Genomic DNA, 14,797 nt, shown 5'->3' on the forward strand with positions numbered 1-14,797 from the left:
GTTTGGCGGCGAATTTGGCGCCATGGTGCTGACCTTCATAACCTCGACGATCCTCGTCATTTCCGTGCTGCTCGTGGTGTCGAACCTCGGCACGGTCGCGGATGACACGGCGCGCGCGCTGCGCGGGGCGTATTTCCGCATGAGGGCGCATGGTGGTCTGGCATCCTTCGTCGCCTTCGGCGTGCTCTGGATCACGATATTCGCACTGGGGTTCCTATGATCGAAATGCAAACGGCGAATTTCGTCGATTATGACAGCAGCGCGGCTCTCGGCAAAACCGTCCCGGTGGAAAACGTGCCTGTCGGTTTCATGGTGCTGGCCTTCTGCCCGCTGATCCTGTGGCTGATGGATGGCACGGTGGCCGGCTTCGCCTCCGCGCTCGTGGTGCTCGCGCTTTTCGCCATCGGCCTGATCTGCCTGTCGGCGGGGCAAAGGGCGCATGTCGCCTATGACGCGGCCGAGATCGCCGCGCGCCCCCGGCTGCCGCTCAAACTCATGGGCAGTTCGATCATCGCGCTTGTCGTCGGCCTTCTGGCGACCGCCAAGATCGGAACGCCGACCGTGCCGATGGTGATCGGCAGCGCAACCTTCATCCTGTGCCTTGTGTCCTTCGGCCTCGATCCGATGCGCGACAAGGGCATGGACAATCCGCTGGTGCGGCTGCGGCTGGCCAATGAGGACTTGTATCGCGCCTTCGAAACACGCTTCGATAGGCTTCTTGCGAACCTGTCCACGCTTGGCGATGACGATCTGTTCGAACGCACGCGGCTTGCGGTGGATACGGTCATGGGGCTTGTCGGAACCATCGATCTCGAATCCCGGACGTTGATGAGGATCGCGCCGACCCTGTCCAAGCTGATCCGCAAGATGGAAGCCGAGGTCGATGCCATGATCGACGCGCAGCCGCGCGGTCTGACGGGTTTCGAGCGGCGCAAGTTCCATATCAAGATGCAGACCCTGTCCGACGCGTTCGAAGCGCGGGCGCGCCGCAGCGGCATCGCCGAGGGTCGCAACAATTTCGAGCTTCAGGCTGATCTGCTTTTCAACAGGATGCAGCGCAACCGCACGGTCTGAGCGGATCTGTGCCGAGTTCCCTCTAGCAAGCACTCCGAACATCCCCTAAGTTTCCAATAAGATTGGTAAAGGGGGTTCCATGTCCAGTTCCGGCCTGCGGCGCCTGAGCTACGCGCTGTTGCTTGCCCTGTTGTTCGGTCTGACCACCGGCCTGTTCGGGGGGCTGTGATCCGATGGCCCGGCGCTATGGCGGAAAATACAGCCCGGACGCGCCTTCCGCGCCGGATGACGAAGCCCTGGCCAAGGGCTATCGCAACGCGGTTGTCGATCCGGTCGGCGCGCGCTCGAACCTGTTGTTCATTCCGCCCGTCATCCTCGCCTTCACCTCGCTCGACGAGGGCGCGATCGGACTCGCCGCCGGGCTGCTGGGCGCGGCTGCGCTGACACTGGGCGCATGGCTCCTGCGCGACGGGTTGCGGGCCGAGGCAGCCTATGACGCGCGCAAGGTCGCGCGCCGGCCGGCCTTTCCTCGCAAGCTGGGCGCGGCAGTGTTCACCGGGATCGGGTGCGCGCTTGCGGCCTGGGTCAACGAGCCGGGATTGCTCGCTCCGGCCATTTTCGGCGGCGCAGGGGCCGCGCTGCATATAGGTGCTTTCGGCATCGACCCGATGCGCGACAAGGGGTTCGAGGGCGTCGACACGTTCCAGCAGGACCGCGTCGCCCGCGCCGTGGAGGAGGCGGAAAGCCACCTCTCGACCATGCGCGATGCCATCGCGCGGGCAGGGGACCGCCGATTGATCGCCCGTGTCGAGCAGTTCCAGACCACCGCCCGCGATCTGTTCCGCACGGTCGAGGACGACCCGCGCGATCTGACCGCTGCGCGCAAATATCTTGTCGTCTATCTGCTGGGTGCACGCGATGCGACCGTCAAGTTCGCCGATGTCTACGCCCGCACCCGCGATCCACAGGCGCGGGCCGATTACGAGGCGCTGCTTGACGATCTGGAGCAGAACTTCTCTGCCCGCACGCGCAGGATGCTGCTCGACGACCGATCCGATCTGACGGTCGAAATCGATGTGCTGCGGGATCGTTTGCAGCGTGAGGGCGTTCACATCGAACGCAAGGGCAATTGACAGCGAAACGGATTTGAAGGGGATAACCATGTCAGAAACAGTGCGCGCCAAGGCGCAGGAAACGCTTGCGATGGTCGATGAGGTCAATGCCGTGATCCTGCCCGAGCCCAAGGACGCCAAGGCGGTGATCCCGCTCGATCAGGCCGATCCCGTTGTCAGCGATGAAATCCGCGCCCGGATGGACGAGATTGACGTGACCGATACGCAATCCATCGTGTCCTTCGGATCGAATGCGCAGGCCGAATTGCAGGAAATCAGCCAGTCAATGCTGGCCGATGTGCGCAACAAGGATGTGGGCCCTGCGGGCGACAGCCTGCGCGGCATTGTCAGCACCATTCGCGGCTTTTCGGTCTCCGAGCTCGATGTGCGGCGCGAACGGTCCTGGTGGGAAAAGCTGATCGGCCGCGCGGCGCCCTTCGCCAAGTTCACCGCCCGCTTCGAAGAGGTGCAGGGCCAGATCGACCGCATCACCGACGATCTACTCAAGCACGAGCATACGCTGCTCAAGGACATCAAATCGCTCGATCTGCTCTACGAAAAGACGCTGCAATTCTACGATGAACTCGCGCTCTACATCGCCGCCGGCGAAGCCAAGATCGCCGAAATCAACGAGACGGAAATTCCCGCCAAGGAAGCACAGGTCAAGACTGCGCCGGAGGGCGAGCAGGTGATGCTGGCGCAGGAATTGCGCGATCTGCGCGCCGCGCGCGACGATCTGGAGCGCCGGGTGCACGACCTCAAGCTGACGCGGCAGGTCACGATGCAATCGCTTCCGTCGATCCGGCTCGTGCAGGAAAACGACAAGTCGCTGGTCACCAAGATCAACTCCACGCTGGTGAACACCGTGCCTCTTTGGGAAACCCAACTGGCGCAGGCGGTCACGATCCAGCGCTCTGCCGAAGCGGCCGCCGCCGTGCGCGATGCGAACGATCTGACCAACGAGCTTCTGACTTCGAACGCGAAGAACCTGCGCGACAGCAACAAGCTGATCCGCGAGGAAATGGAGCGCGGCGTCTTCGATATCGAGGCGGTCAAACAGGCCAATGCCGATCTGATCGGCACGATCCAGGAAAGCCTGCAGATCGCCGATGAAGGCAAGGCCCGCCGCGCCGCAGCCGAAGAGGAACTTCAAAAGATGGAAGCCGAATTGCGCGACACGCTGGCCTCCGCCAAGGCGCGCGCCGACGGCGTTGGCGATACGGCTGCCGGCTCGGTCCCGAAAACCTGAGACGACATGCGGCGGCATCGGCATATCCTCTGGGCCGGTCTTTCGGCCCTCGCCTTGGCGGCATGCGACCCGCTGGGCGGTGACGGACCGGCCGGGGTCAAGCCGCAGGCCCGGCCCGACAGGCCCGCCGCCGCACCCGCACCCAAGCCGAAATTGCCATCGGACGCCGCCTTGCGCCTTGCGCGCTATTATTCCGAGGTCCAGTCCGATCTGCTGGCGCGCGGCCTGCTGCGCACCGATGGCGGCGGGCCGGATACGCCCTTCACCGAATCCATGCTGGTGCGCAATTTCGAACGTATCGCGCTGGCCGAGGAATATACCCGCGGCGGCGGGCTTGAGCCGTCGAGCGGCGATCTGAACGAGATCAAGAAATGGACCGGCCCGGTGCGGATCGGCGTGATCTTCGGCGACACCGTGCCCGACAAGGACCGCGCAACAGACCGCCGGGCGCTCGTTTCCTATACCGCCCGTTTGCGCCGGATCACCGGCCATCCGATTTCCTTCGTGCCGCGCGGTGCGAATTTTCACGTTCTCGTCATGGGCGAGGACGACAAGGACGAGCTGCGCCGCACGCTCGATCGCATCGCGCCGGGGATGGAGCCGTCGAGCAGGGCGATCTTCGCCAACCTGCCGCGCGCGATTCATTGCCTCGTAGTGGCCTTCGCCGATAGTGCCGATGGCAGTTCCTACCGGCAGGCCGTCGCACTCGTGCGTGCCGAGCATCCCGAACTGACCCGCCGCGCCTGCTATCACGAGGAACTGGCGCAGGGGCTGGGCCTCGCCAATGACGATCAGAACGCGCGCCCCTCGATCTTCAACGATGACGAGGAATTCGCCCTTCTGACAAGCCACGACGAATTGCTGCTCAAGATGCTTTACGATCCGCGCCTGCGTCCCGGCATGACCGCCGAGGAGGCCGGCCCCATCATCCGAATCCTAGCAAGCGAGGCTCTGGGCAGCGGCCCGAGCTGATCCGACGGAGGTTACATGCCCATTTTCGATTTTCTCAGCGGCCAGTTCATCGACGTCATCGAATGGACCGACAACACGCGCGACACCATGGTCTGGCGGTTCGAGCGCGAGGGCCACGAGATCAAATACGGCGCCAAGCTGACGGTGCGCGAAGGGCAGGCGGCGGTGTTCGTGCATGAGGGACAATTGGCGGATGTGTTCACACCGGGGCTCTACATGCTCGAGACGAACAACATGCCGATCATGACCAGCCTTCAGCACTGGGATCACGGCTTCCGCTCGCCGTTCAAATCCGAGATTTACTACGTCAATACGACGCGCTTTCAGGATCTCAAATGGGGCACCAAGAACCCGGTGATCTGCCGCGACCCCGAATTCGGACCCGTCCGCCTGCGCGCCTTCGGCACCTATTCGGTGCGCGTGACCGATCCGGCGAAATTCCTGGTCGAGATCGTCGGCACGGATGGCGAATTCACGATGGACGAGATCAGCTTCCAGATCCGCAACATCATCGTGCAGGAATTTTCCCGCACCATCGCCCGCGCCGGGATTCCGGTTCTCGACATGGCGGCGAACACGCGCGAGCTGGGCCGGCTTCTGGCCAAGGAGATCGCGCCTACGCTGGCCGAATACGGGCTGGAGCTCCCCGAGCTTTACATCGAGAACATCTCGCTGCCGCCCGCCGTCGAACAGGTGCTCGACAAGCGCTCGTCCATGGGTGTGATCGGAAATCTCAATGAATACATGCAGTTCCAGGCCGCCGAGGCGCTGGGGCAGGAGGGCGCGGGGGCCGGCGCGATCCAGGCCGGGCTTGGTGCCGGGCTGGGCATGCAGATCGGGCAGGCGGCCGCGCAATCGGGGCCATGGGGCGCGATCCCGTCCGCTGCCGCCCCCACATCACGCCAGGTGCCGCCGCCCCCGCCGCCGATCGAGCATGTCTGGCACGTTGCCGAGAACGGCGCGGCACGGGGGCCGTTTTCCAAGGCGGCACTGGGGCGGATGGCGCGCGAGGGCAATCTGAGCCGCGAAACCTATGTCTGGACGCCGGGCCAGGATGGCTGGATGCGCGCCGAGGATGTGCGCGAGCTGGCGCAGCTTTTCACCGTGCTGCCGCCGCCCCCGCCGGACGCCTAGGGCTGGCGCCGCATATTCGAGTATTTGAAACGAGAAGAAGCAGGGGACACGAGATTTGTCCGAGGATGTGCTGACGGCTCCGGTGGAAGAGCATCGTTTTCCCTGCGACAATTGCGGCGCCGATTTCCGTTACGATCCCGCGCGCGGCCTTCTGCGTTGCGATCACTGCGGCAATACGAGCGAGATCGCCGGGGCGGGACCGTGGGGAAACACGGCACTGCGCGAAATCTCCTTCGAGGAGGGCATCGCCGGGCGCCTCTCCGAGCAGGAGATGGAGGAAACCCGCGTCTCGCATTGCCCCAACTGCGCCGCGCAGGTCGAGTTCGAACCGGGCGTTCATGCCGCGGAATGCCCGTTCTGCGCGACGCCGGTGGTTGCCGATACCGGAGTGAGCCGGCATATCAAACCGAAGGGTCTCCTGCCTTTCGCGCTCGATGAAGCGCGCGCGCGCGATGCGATGAAGGATTGGCTCGGCCGGCTCTGGTTCGCGCCCAACGGGCTCAAGGACTATGCGCGCAAGGGGCGGCGCATGACCGGCGTTTATGTGCCCTACTGGACCTTCGATGCCGATACCGCATCGAGCTATCGAGGAGAGCGCGGCACGGTCTATTACGAAACGCGCCGCGTGCAGCGGGGCGGCAAGACCCAGACCGTCCGCGTCGCCAAGGTGCGCTGGCGCCCGGCATCGGGCCGCGTGGCGCGGTTTTTCGATGACGTGCTGGTGCTGGCCTCGCGCTCCTTGCCCAAGCGCTATACCGACGCGCTGGAGCCCTGGGATCTGTCTGCGATGGAGCCCTATCATCCCGAGTTCCTCGCCGGGTTCCGGGCCGAGGCTTACGGCGTCGAGCTCGAAGAGGGATTCGCGGAAGCGCGGGCCTATATGGACCGGATCATCACCCGCGACGTCAAGTTCGACATCGGTGGCGACCGCCAGCGCGTTCACGCGATCGACACGCGCGTGTCGGACGTGACCTTCAAGCACATTCTTCTGCCGGTCTGGCTCGCCGCCTACAAGTATCGCGGCAAGAGCTATCGTTTCGTCGTCAACGGACGCACCGGCGCCGTGCAGGGAGAACGCCCCTGGTCGAAATGGAAACTGGCTTTCGCGATTCTGACAGGGTTGATCGCCGCGGCGCTGGTTGGCTATGTCGCGGCGACCACCCAGTGATCAGATCAGCATCCCGCCATCGGTGTCGTCTCCCGCTTCTTCGAGCAGGGCGGTCATGTCCGGCACGGTGATGTGCCGCTTGCCTTCGAGCGAGATGATCCCGTCTTTCTTGAGCGCCGAGACCTGACGCGACACCGTCTCCAGCGTCAGGCCGAGGTAATCGGCCATCGCCTCGCGCGTAAGCGGCAGGGCGAAGGTGACAGGCCCGCCCAGCCCGGCAAGGTTCAGCGTCGCATCACGCCGCGCGATGATCGACAGCAGCGACGCGATCTTCTCGCGTGCGGTCTTGCGGCCCAGAACGAGCATCCATTCGCGCGCGGCATCGAGCTCGTCGAGCGTCATCTGCAGCAGGCGCTGGGCGATATGCGGGGTGCGTTCCATCATCTCCTCGAAGGGCGCCTTGCGGAAACAGCACATCACCATGTCGGTCGTCGCAACCACGTCATAGGCCGCCGCCTCGCGGCCCGGCCGGCCGACGAAATCGCTCGGCAGCAGAAGCCCCACCATCTGCGTGCGCCCGTCCTCCATCGTCTGCGTCAGCGTCGCGATGCCGGAGACCACCGAGCCGACGAAATCCATCCGGTCGCCCGACCAGATCACGGTCTGTCCGGCCTCGAACCGGCGATAATACTTGATGTCTTCCAGACGTTCCAATTCATCGGAATCGCAGCGCGCACAGACGGCACGGTGCCGGATGGGGCAATCGCCGCATTGCTGGTTGACGGACAAGTCGATCTGGCTCACGGGAAGTTCCTTTTGATCTGGGTCAAGGCTCTGCCTTGCAGACGCCGATAATGTAGGTCCATGGCAGACAGAACACAACTTTCCCGCTTGGGACTTTTCGACGCGAAGGTGCCTCGTTACACGAGCTATCCGACGTCTCCGCATTTCAAGAACGATGTGACGCCGGGCGATTTCCGGAACTGGATCGAGGCGATTCCCGAAGGCTCGGAAATCTCGCTTTATCTGCATGTTCCGTTCTGCCGGCGGCTGTGCTGGTTCTGCGCCTGCCGCACGCAGGGCACCTCCAGCGATGCACCCGTTACCGCCTATGTCGAGACGCTGAAGGACGAGCTTGCCATGCTCAAGCGGCACCTGCCGCGTGGCGTGCGCCTCTCGCGTCTGCATTGGGGCGGCGGCACGCCGACGCTTCTGTCCCCCGATAACATGCGCGATCTGTCCGCCACCGTCCGTGAGGTGGCCGATTTCGCCGATCATTACGAATTTTCCGTCGAAATCGATCCGAACGAGATCGACGAGGCGAGGCTCGACGCGCTCTTTCAGGGCGGAATGAACCGCGCCTCCATCGGGGTGCAGGATTTCGATCCCGAGATTCAAAAGACCATCGGGCGCGAGCAAAGCTTCGAGATCACCAAGCGCGCGGTCGACATGATTCGCGATCGCGGCATCCAGTCGCTCAATGCCGATATCCTCTACGGCCTGCCGCACCAGACGCAGGAAAAGATCGTCGATTCGGTGCAGAAGCTTCTGTCGCTTTCGCCAGACCGCGTCGCCCTATACGGCTATGCGCATGTGCCGTGGATGGCCAAGCGCCAGCAGCTGATTCCCTCCGACGCGCTGCCGCGCCCCGACGACCGGCTCGATCTGTTCGAGGCGGCGCGCAAGCTCTTCGTCTGGGACAATTACCAGGAGATCGGCATCGACCATTTCGCGGTAAAGGATGACGGCCTGTCCATCGCCGCGCGCAACGGCACGCTGCGACGGAATTTCCAAGGCTATACCGACGATCAGGCAGAGGTTCTCATCGGGATCGGCGCCTCCTCGATCTCGCGTTTCCCGCAGGGCTACGCGCAGAACGCGCCGGCAACGTCCGTCCATACAAAGGCGATTCGCGCGAACGCGTTTTCCACCGTGCGCGGCCATGCTTTCACCGCCGAGGACAAGCTGCGCGGGCGGATGATCGAGATGGTCATGTGCGATTTCCGCGTCGATCTGCCCGAACTGGTGCGCGATCACGGCGTCACCGAAGCCGAGGTGCAGGCCATCTTCAAACGCGTGAATTCCGAGTTCGAGAACCTGCTCGCGGTGGAGGAGGACTGTCTTTATGTTCCGGTCGAAGCGCGACCGCTCACCCGCCTGATCGCCCGCAGCTTCGATGCCTACGAGCTGTCCAAGGCGGGGCACAGCTCGGCGATCTAACCCGCCAGATCGAAGGCGGCGGCCATCAGCGTTCTGGTATATTCCGTGGACGGGGCATCGAACACCTCGTCCGCGGTGCCATATTCCACCACGTCGCCCGCCTTCATCACGATCACCTTGTGCGACATCGCGCGCACGACTTTCAGATCGTGGCTGATGAAAAGATAGGCCAGATCGTATTTCCGTTGCAGATCGCGCAGCAGGTTCACGATCTGCACCTGCACCGTCATGTCGAGCGCCGATGTCGGCTCGTCCAGGACCACCAGTTTCGGGCGCAGCACCATGGCGCGCGCAATCGCGATGCGTTGCCGCTGCCCGCCTGAAAACTCGTGCGGGTAGCGATGCATCATCGCCGGATCGAGCCCGACCTCGATCATCACCTCCCGCACCACCTCTTGCTTTGACCGCCCATCCGGCACGCCATGCACGCCCAGCCCCTCCGCGATGATCTGCTCGCAGGTCATGCGCGGGCTGAGGCTGCCATAGGGATCCTGGAACACGATCTGCATCTCGCTGCGCAGGCGTCGCAGCTGCCGCGTGGACCAATCCCGCACGTTCTGCCCGCGATAGGTGATGCCGCCCTCGGACTGGATCAGCCGCATGATCGCCAGCGCCAGCGTCGTCTTGCCCGAACCGGATTCGCCCACGATGCCGATGGTTTCCCCCGAACGCACCGCGATGGAGGCATCGTTCACGGCCTTCACATGGCCGACCGTGCGTTTCAGGAACCCCTTATGGATCGGAAACCAGATCTTGAGATTCTCGGTCCGCGCGATTTCCTCGGCTGCGGGATCAACCGGGTTCGGCACGCCCGTGGATTCCGCGCGCAGCAGCATCTGCGTATAGGGATGCTGCGGATTGGCGAAAATCTCGGCGGTCGGCCCCGTCTCCACGATCTCGCCATCCTTCATCACGCACACGCGATCGGCGATCTTGCGCACGATGCCCAGATCATGCGTGATGAACAGAAGGCTCATGTCCTCGGCCTCTTTCAGATCGGCCAGAAGCCCGAGGATCTGTGCCTGGATCGTCACGTCGAGCGCGGTCGTCGGCTCATCCGCGATCAGCAGTTCCGGCCCGTTCGCCAGCGCCATCGCGATCATCACGCGCTGTCGCTGCCCGCCGGAAAGCTGATGCGGATAGGCGCCAAGACGGCTCTCGGCATCGCGGATGCCCACCTTCTGCAACAGCTCGATGATCCGCGCCCGCGCCGCTGCGCCGGTCAGCCCCTGATGCAGTGCGATGGATTCCTCAAGCTGCCGTTCCAGCGTGTGCAGCGGGTTCAGCGATGTCATCGGTTCCTGGAAAATGAAGCTGATGTCATTGCCCCGGATGCGCCGAAGCTGCGCCAGATCCGCGCCCACCATCTCCTCGCCATTGTAAAGCACCGATCCGTCAACGATGGCCGAGTCGCCCAGCAGGGACACGGTGGAGAGCGCCGTGACCGATTTGCCCGAGCCCGATTCGCCCACCAACGCCACGGTCTCGCCGCGTTCGATGGCAAAGGACACGCCGCGCACCGCCTGCACGGTTTGCCCGTCCTGCCGGAACCCGACGCGCAGATCGTTCACTTCGAGGATTTTTGTCATGTCTCAGCCCCCACCGGCGCGGCTTGCCTTATCATGAAAACGTCTTCCTCGGATCGAACGCATCGCGCACGCCTTCGAAGATGAAGACCAGAAGCGACAACATCAGCGCAAAGACGAAGAACGCCGTAAAGCCGAGCCACGGCGCTTGCAGATTCTGCTTGGCCTGCAATGTCAGCTCCCCCAGCGACGGCGCCGAGGAGGGCAGGCCAAAGCCAAGGAAATCCAGCCCTGCAAGCGTGGAAATCGTGCCCGTCACGATGAACGGCAGCATCGTGAGCGTCGCCACCATCGCGTTGGGCAGCATGTGGCGAAACATGATGACCGTGTTCGACACGCCCAGCGCCTTGGCCGCGCGCACATATTCGAGGTTGCGCGCCCGCAGGAATTCGGCCCGGACCACGCCCACAAGCGCCGTCCAGCCGAACAGAACCGTCAGGAACACCAGCAGCCAGAAACTTCGCCCCAATATCGCGAAAAGGATGATGATGATGTAAAGCGCCGGGGTGGAGGACCAGATCTCGATGATCCGCTGGAAGATGAGGTCGAGCCAGCCGCCGAAATAGCCCTGAAGCGCGCCCGCCACGATGCCGACGACGCTGGCCAGCACCGTGACGATCAGCGTGAAGAGTATCGACAGCCGGAACCCGTAGATCACCCGTGCCATCACATCGCGCTTGGTATCGTCCGTGCCGAGCCAGTTCTGTTCGTTCGGCGGCAGGGGGGCCGCGCCGGGGCGATCCACTGGTGTCTGGTAATCATAGGGAATGGGCGGCCAAAGCGCCCAGCCTTTTTGGAAATCCCCCTCCGGAACGCCGCCGGCCTCGACCGTCTCGATCAGCCCCTCCGGATCGTCGAAACACGCCTCCAGCCCGCCCGTGGCGATCAGGCATTGCACCTCCGGATCGCGATAGGCCGCTTCGGTGCGGAAATCGCCGCCGAACTCCGTCTCGGCGTAGAAATTGAAGATCGGCGTGTAATATTCTCCGCGATATTGGACGAGGATCGGCTTGTCATTGGCGATGAACTCGGCAAAGAGCGACAGCCCGAACAGCACGCTGAACAGGATCAGCGACCAAAAGGCCCGCCGGTTGCGTTTGAAATTGTTCCAGCGGCGCTGGTTCAGCGGCGACAGAGCACCCCGCCTGCGCTGCGGCGCGACAGGCACCGCCGGGCTGGGTTCGGTGACGATGCCGCGCTCTTCGGGTTCGGGATTGGCCGCCATGCGCTCAGCCCTCCCGTTTCTCGAAATCGATGCGCGGATCGACCAGAACATACATCAGGTCCGACAGGATGCCCACCAGCAGCCCGATCAGTCCGAACACGAACAGCGTGCCGAAGATCACCGGATAATCCCGCGCCACCGCCGCTTCGAAACCGAGCCGGCCCAGACCGTCGAGCGAAAAGATCGTCTCGATGATGAGCGAGCCGGAAAAGAACACGCCGATGAACACCGCCGGAAACCCCGCGATCACGATCAGCATCGCGTTGCGGAACACATGCCCGTAAAGCACCTTGCGCTCGCTCAGCCCCTTTGCGCGCGCGGTGATGACATATTGCTTCTTGATCTCGTCGAGAAAGCTGTTCTTAGTCAGCAGCGTCAGCGTCGCGAAGGCCGCGATGGTCGAGGCGAGCACCGGCAGCGTGATATGCCAGAAGTAATCCGCCACCTTGCCGATCAGGCTCAGGTCCTCCCAATTGTCCGATGTCAGCCCGCGCAGGGGGAATATCTGAAAATACGACCCGCCCGCGAACAGAACCAACAGCAGGATCGCGAACAGAAAGCCGGGGATCGCATAGGCCACGATGATCGCGCCGCTTGTCCAGGTGTCGAAGGACGATCCGTCCTTGACCGCCTTGCGGATGCCGAGCGGGATCGACACCATATAGGCGATCAGCGTTGACCAAAGCCCCAGCGAGATCGACACCGGCATCTTCTCCAGCACCAACTCCATCACCCCGATGGAGCGAAAATAGCTTTCCCCAAAATCGAGCCGCAGATAATTCCACATCATCATGCCGAACCGTTCGAGCCCGCCGATCATCTCCTTCTCGCAGGCCGGATCGTCAACGCTCGGCACCCCGGTGAACCCGTCCTCGCAGACGATGCGGGCAAACCCGAATTCCACCTCCATCTGTTCGATGAACTCCTTGGGCAGCCCCCGTGCGCCGACATAATCGCTGTCGGAGCCGAAGGTCTCCTCCGCCCCCATATCCTGACCGCCCGAAAAGCCCGCGAAAACATCGCCTTCGCCCTGCATCCGGGCGAGCATCTGCTCGATTGGCCCGCCCGGCACGAATTGCACCAGCGTGAAGTTGATGATCATGATCCCGAGCAATGTCGGAATGATGAGCAACAAACGTCTGAGGATATAGGCGCCCAAAATCCGTTGCCCCTTACAGCACGCCGGACGCCTTCAGCGCCGCCAGCTTTTCCTCGTTCAGCCACCAGAAATCCAACACGCCGAGCCCGTAGGGCGGCAGCTCGTCCGGGCGCTCGAAAATATCGTAATAGGCGACCCAGTATTCCGCCACATATCCCGCCGGCGCCATGATCCGCTCGTAGCGCAGCGCGCGGTCCAATGCCGTGAGCGCCGTGATCTCTTCCTCGCGCGATCCGGCCGCCAGCGCCGCCTCGATGATCGCGTCCACCATCGGGCTGCGCAGCGCAGAGGGGTTCCACGACGACACTTCCGCCGTTTCCGAACCGAAGAGCTGTTTCAGGCCCGTTCCGACGGTCGCAAAGGTCTGGATGTTCGTGTAGATCAGATCGTAATCCTTATCGAGAAACCGCTGCTGGCCCTGCGCACTGTCCACGGCGTTGGCGTTCACCCGGATCCCCCAGTTGCGCAGCGTGTTCACATAGGTCTCGATCGTCGCCTTGCGCGTGTCGTCCCAGGTGGACAGCACGAGGAAATCCAGCACCATCTGTTCTCCGTCCGCGTTCACCAGACGGCCCTGATCGTCCACCGTCCAGCCCGCATCGGCGAGAATGCGCAGCGCCTTGCGCTTGTTGCGCCGGTCCACCGGGGTTGCGGGATCCGAGCTATGTGGCATCACCGCCGGTTCGGTCAGCATCTCGGCCGGCACCACATCGCCCAGCGATTGCAGAAACGCCAGCTCCGCCCCTTCCGGCACGCCCTGCGCCTGCCAATCCTGCCCCTGCGCGAAGGATTCGCGCTGCGATGTCAGATCGAATTGCAGCGATTCCCGCGTCCATTCGAAATTGAAGGCCAGCGCCAGAGCCTCGCGGATCTGCCGGTCATCGACCGGTTCGCGCAGCGTGTTGAAGATGATCCCCGCGTTGAGCGGCGCTGTCTGGTCGGGGATCTCTTCCGTTTTCGCCGCACCGCTGTCCAGCGCCGGAAAGTCGTAGCCCGTCGCCCAACGCTTGCTCGATCCTTCGCTGCGGAAGGTATAGACCCCGGCCTTGAACGCCTCGAACTCGGCGGTGTCGTCGGCGAAATACTCGATCCGGATGCGGTCGAAATTATGCCGGCCCACATTGACCGGATGATCCCAGCCCCAGTAATTCGGATTCCGTTCGTAAACGACGTAGCGGTTGAACTCGTAATCACCCACCTGGTAAGGCCCTGACCCCATCGGCGACAGGACCGACGGCTCGTCGAGCCGCTCGCCGGTTTCCTTATACCATTCCTCCGACAGCACGGGCATCCCGCCCACCTGGCTGATGAGCGACCGACGCGAGATACCATCCACGAAATCATAGCGCAGCGTCAGATCGTCGATCACTTCGACGCCCTTTATCCGCTCCTTGACCGACCGCGAGAAGGAGCGGATGCCCTGTTCCAGAAAGAGGTTGAAGGTGAACGCCGCGTCCTGCGCCCTGAGCGGCGCGCCGTTGCGGAACACCACGTCGTCGCGCAGATGGAACACGCACCATTCCTTGGATGCCGGATATTCGACCTCGCGCGCGATCAGGCAATACATCTCGGTCAGCGAATCCGCCGGAACGGGGGTGCCGAACACCTCCGTCGCGAATAACGATTCCCCGACCACGCCCGCGTTGGATTGCGGATTGCCCCGCCAGGCCCAGCGGTTGAACCCGTCAAACGTACCGCGCGCACTCAGCACGATCTCGCCGCCACGCGGCGCGTTCGGGTTCACATAGTTGAAATGCTCGAAATCCGGGGAGTACTGAAGATCGCCGAAGAAGGAATAACCATGCGCGCGGATGATCTCGGTCTCGGCATTGCCCGATTGCGCGATCACGCGCGTTCCGAACCCGCCCGCTGCGGCGGACATCGCCGTCCCGCCCAGCAGCTGCAATGTCCTGCGGCGGTCGATCTCTGCCTCAAGGGGCAGGCGGGGGCGTGTGGGCATCTGGAACTCTCCTCTCCTCGCGGCAGGGCGGCCTGCCTCTGGAGCCTAAGCTAAAAAG

At 63.3% G+C, this 14,797-nt stretch carries 13 protein-coding genes; 8 read left to right on the forward strand and 5 right to left on the reverse strand.

Annotated features, from left to right (window positions below):
- Positions 1-22: 22 nt before the first annotated feature.
- The 7 genes from M3465_RS07100 to M3465_RS07130 all read left to right on the forward strand — a co-directional run bounded on the left by M3465_RS07100 (position 23) and on the right by M3465_RS07130 (position 6,649).
- Positions 23-220, forward strand: coding sequence for a hypothetical protein (locus M3465_RS07100; RefSeq protein WP_249501041.1), 198 nt, complete (start codon positions 23-25; stop codon positions 218-220).
- A complete protein-coding gene (locus tag M3465_RS07105) occupies positions 217-1,074 on the forward strand; it encodes a hypothetical protein (RefSeq protein WP_249501042.1) in 858 nt (285 codons plus the stop codon). The genes M3465_RS07100 and M3465_RS07105 overlap by 4 nt, the downstream gene beginning before the upstream one ends.
- Before the next feature lie 173 nt (positions 1,075-1,247).
- A complete protein-coding gene (locus M3465_RS07110) occupies positions 1,248-2,147 on the forward strand; it encodes a 5-bromo-4-chloroindolyl phosphate hydrolysis family protein (protein ID WP_249501043.1) in 900 nt (299 codons plus the stop codon).
- Positions 2,148-2,175: 28 nt separating this feature from the next.
- The gene (locus M3465_RS07115; protein ID WP_249501044.1) at positions 2,176-3,375 is read left to right on the forward strand and encodes a toxic anion resistance protein; all 1,200 of its coding nucleotides are present in this window, start codon (positions 2,176-2,178) and stop codon (positions 3,373-3,375) included.
- 6 nt (positions 3,376-3,381) lie between these two features.
- A complete protein-coding gene (locus tag M3465_RS07120) occupies positions 3,382-4,347 on the forward strand; it encodes a DUF2927 domain-containing protein (RefSeq protein ID WP_249501045.1) in 966 nt (321 codons plus the stop codon).
- A 15-nt stretch (positions 4,348-4,362) separates the two neighbouring features.
- Entirely contained in the window at positions 4,363-5,481 is a 1,119-nt protein-coding gene (locus M3465_RS07125) for an SPFH domain-containing protein (RefSeq protein ID WP_249501046.1), read from the forward strand.
- Between the two features lie 55 nt (positions 5,482-5,536).
- Entirely contained in the window at positions 5,537-6,649 is a 1,113-nt protein-coding gene (locus M3465_RS07130) for a TFIIB-type zinc ribbon-containing protein (RefSeq protein ID WP_249501047.1), read from the forward strand.
- Here M3465_RS07130 and fnrL read toward each other — a convergent pair whose 3' ends face one another.
- A complete protein-coding gene (gene fnrL / locus M3465_RS07135; protein ID WP_249501048.1) occupies positions 6,650-7,393 on the reverse strand; it encodes a transcriptional regulator FnrL in 744 nt (247 codons plus the stop codon). It lies immediately after the preceding gene.
- Positions 7,394-7,453: 60 nt separating this feature from the next.
- On the opposite strand from fnrL, the gene hemN reads away from it, so the two are divergent.
- Positions 7,454-8,809 carry an oxygen-independent coproporphyrinogen III oxidase gene (gene hemN / locus M3465_RS07140; protein ID WP_249501049.1) on the forward strand — a complete coding sequence of 452 codons (1,356 nt, stop codon included), beginning with the start codon at positions 7,454-7,456 and terminating at the stop codon, positions 8,807-8,809.
- Here the strand turns inward: hemN and M3465_RS07145 are convergent.
- The 4 genes from M3465_RS07145 to M3465_RS07160 are packed head-to-tail and all read right to left on the reverse strand — an operon-like array spanning position 8,806 to position 14,739.
- A complete protein-coding gene (locus M3465_RS07145; protein WP_249501050.1) occupies positions 8,806-10,398 on the reverse strand; it encodes an ABC transporter ATP-binding protein in 1,593 nt (530 codons plus the stop codon). The genes hemN and M3465_RS07145 overlap by 4 nt on opposite strands.
- Before the next feature lie 31 nt (positions 10,399-10,429).
- Entirely contained in the window at positions 10,430-11,620 is a 1,191-nt protein-coding gene (locus M3465_RS07150) for an ABC transporter permease (protein ID WP_249501051.1), read from the reverse strand.
- 4 nt (positions 11,621-11,624) lie between these two features.
- Positions 11,625-12,779, reverse strand: a complete 1,155-nt coding sequence (locus M3465_RS07155; protein ID WP_249501052.1) for a microcin C ABC transporter permease YejB — start codon at positions 12,777-12,779, stop codon at positions 11,625-11,627.
- A 13-nt stretch (positions 12,780-12,792) separates the two neighbouring features.
- A complete protein-coding gene (locus M3465_RS07160) occupies positions 12,793-14,739 on the reverse strand; it encodes an extracellular solute-binding protein (RefSeq protein WP_249501053.1) in 1,947 nt (648 codons plus the stop codon).
- Positions 14,740-14,797: the final 58 nt, after the last annotated feature.

It is taken from the genome of Marivita sp. GX14005 (genome assembly GCF_023370775.1).
Lineage (GTDB): Bacteria > Pseudomonadota > Alphaproteobacteria > Rhodobacterales > Rhodobacteraceae > Marivita.

Excerpts from the sequence above, each read along its gene's own strand:
- M3465_RS07100 (WP_249501041.1), top strand. The coding sequence starts at position 23 with ATGGTGCTGACCTTCATAACCTCGACGATCCTCGTCATTTCCGTGCTG.
- M3465_RS07105 (WP_249501042.1), top strand. The coding sequence starts at position 217 with ATGATCGAAATGCAAACGGCGAATTTCGTCGATTATGACAGCAGCGCG.
- M3465_RS07110 (WP_249501043.1), top strand. The coding sequence starts at position 1,248 with ATGGCCCGGCGCTATGGCGGAAAATACAGCCCGGACGCGCCTTCCGCG.
- M3465_RS07115 (WP_249501044.1), top strand. The coding sequence starts at position 2,176 with ATGTCAGAAACAGTGCGCGCCAAGGCGCAGGAAACGCTTGCGATGGTC.
- M3465_RS07120 (WP_249501045.1), top strand. The coding sequence starts at position 3,382 with ATGCGGCGGCATCGGCATATCCTCTGGGCCGGTCTTTCGGCCCTCGCC.
- M3465_RS07125 (WP_249501046.1), top strand. The coding sequence starts at position 4,363 with ATGCCCATTTTCGATTTTCTCAGCGGCCAGTTCATCGACGTCATCGAA.
- hemN (WP_249501049.1), top strand. The coding sequence starts at position 7,454 with ATGGCAGACAGAACACAACTTTCCCGCTTGGGACTTTTCGACGCGAAG.
- M3465_RS07145 (WP_249501050.1), bottom strand. The coding sequence starts at position 10,398 with ATGACAAAAATCCTCGAAGTGAACGATCTGCGCGTCGGGTTCCGGCAG.
- M3465_RS07150 (WP_249501051.1), bottom strand. The coding sequence starts at position 11,620 with ATGGCGGCCAATCCCGAACCCGAAGAGCGCGGCATCGTCACCGAACCC.
- M3465_RS07160 (WP_249501053.1), bottom strand. The coding sequence starts at position 14,739 with ATGCCCACACGCCCCCGCCTGCCCCTTGAGGCAGAGATCGACCGCCGC.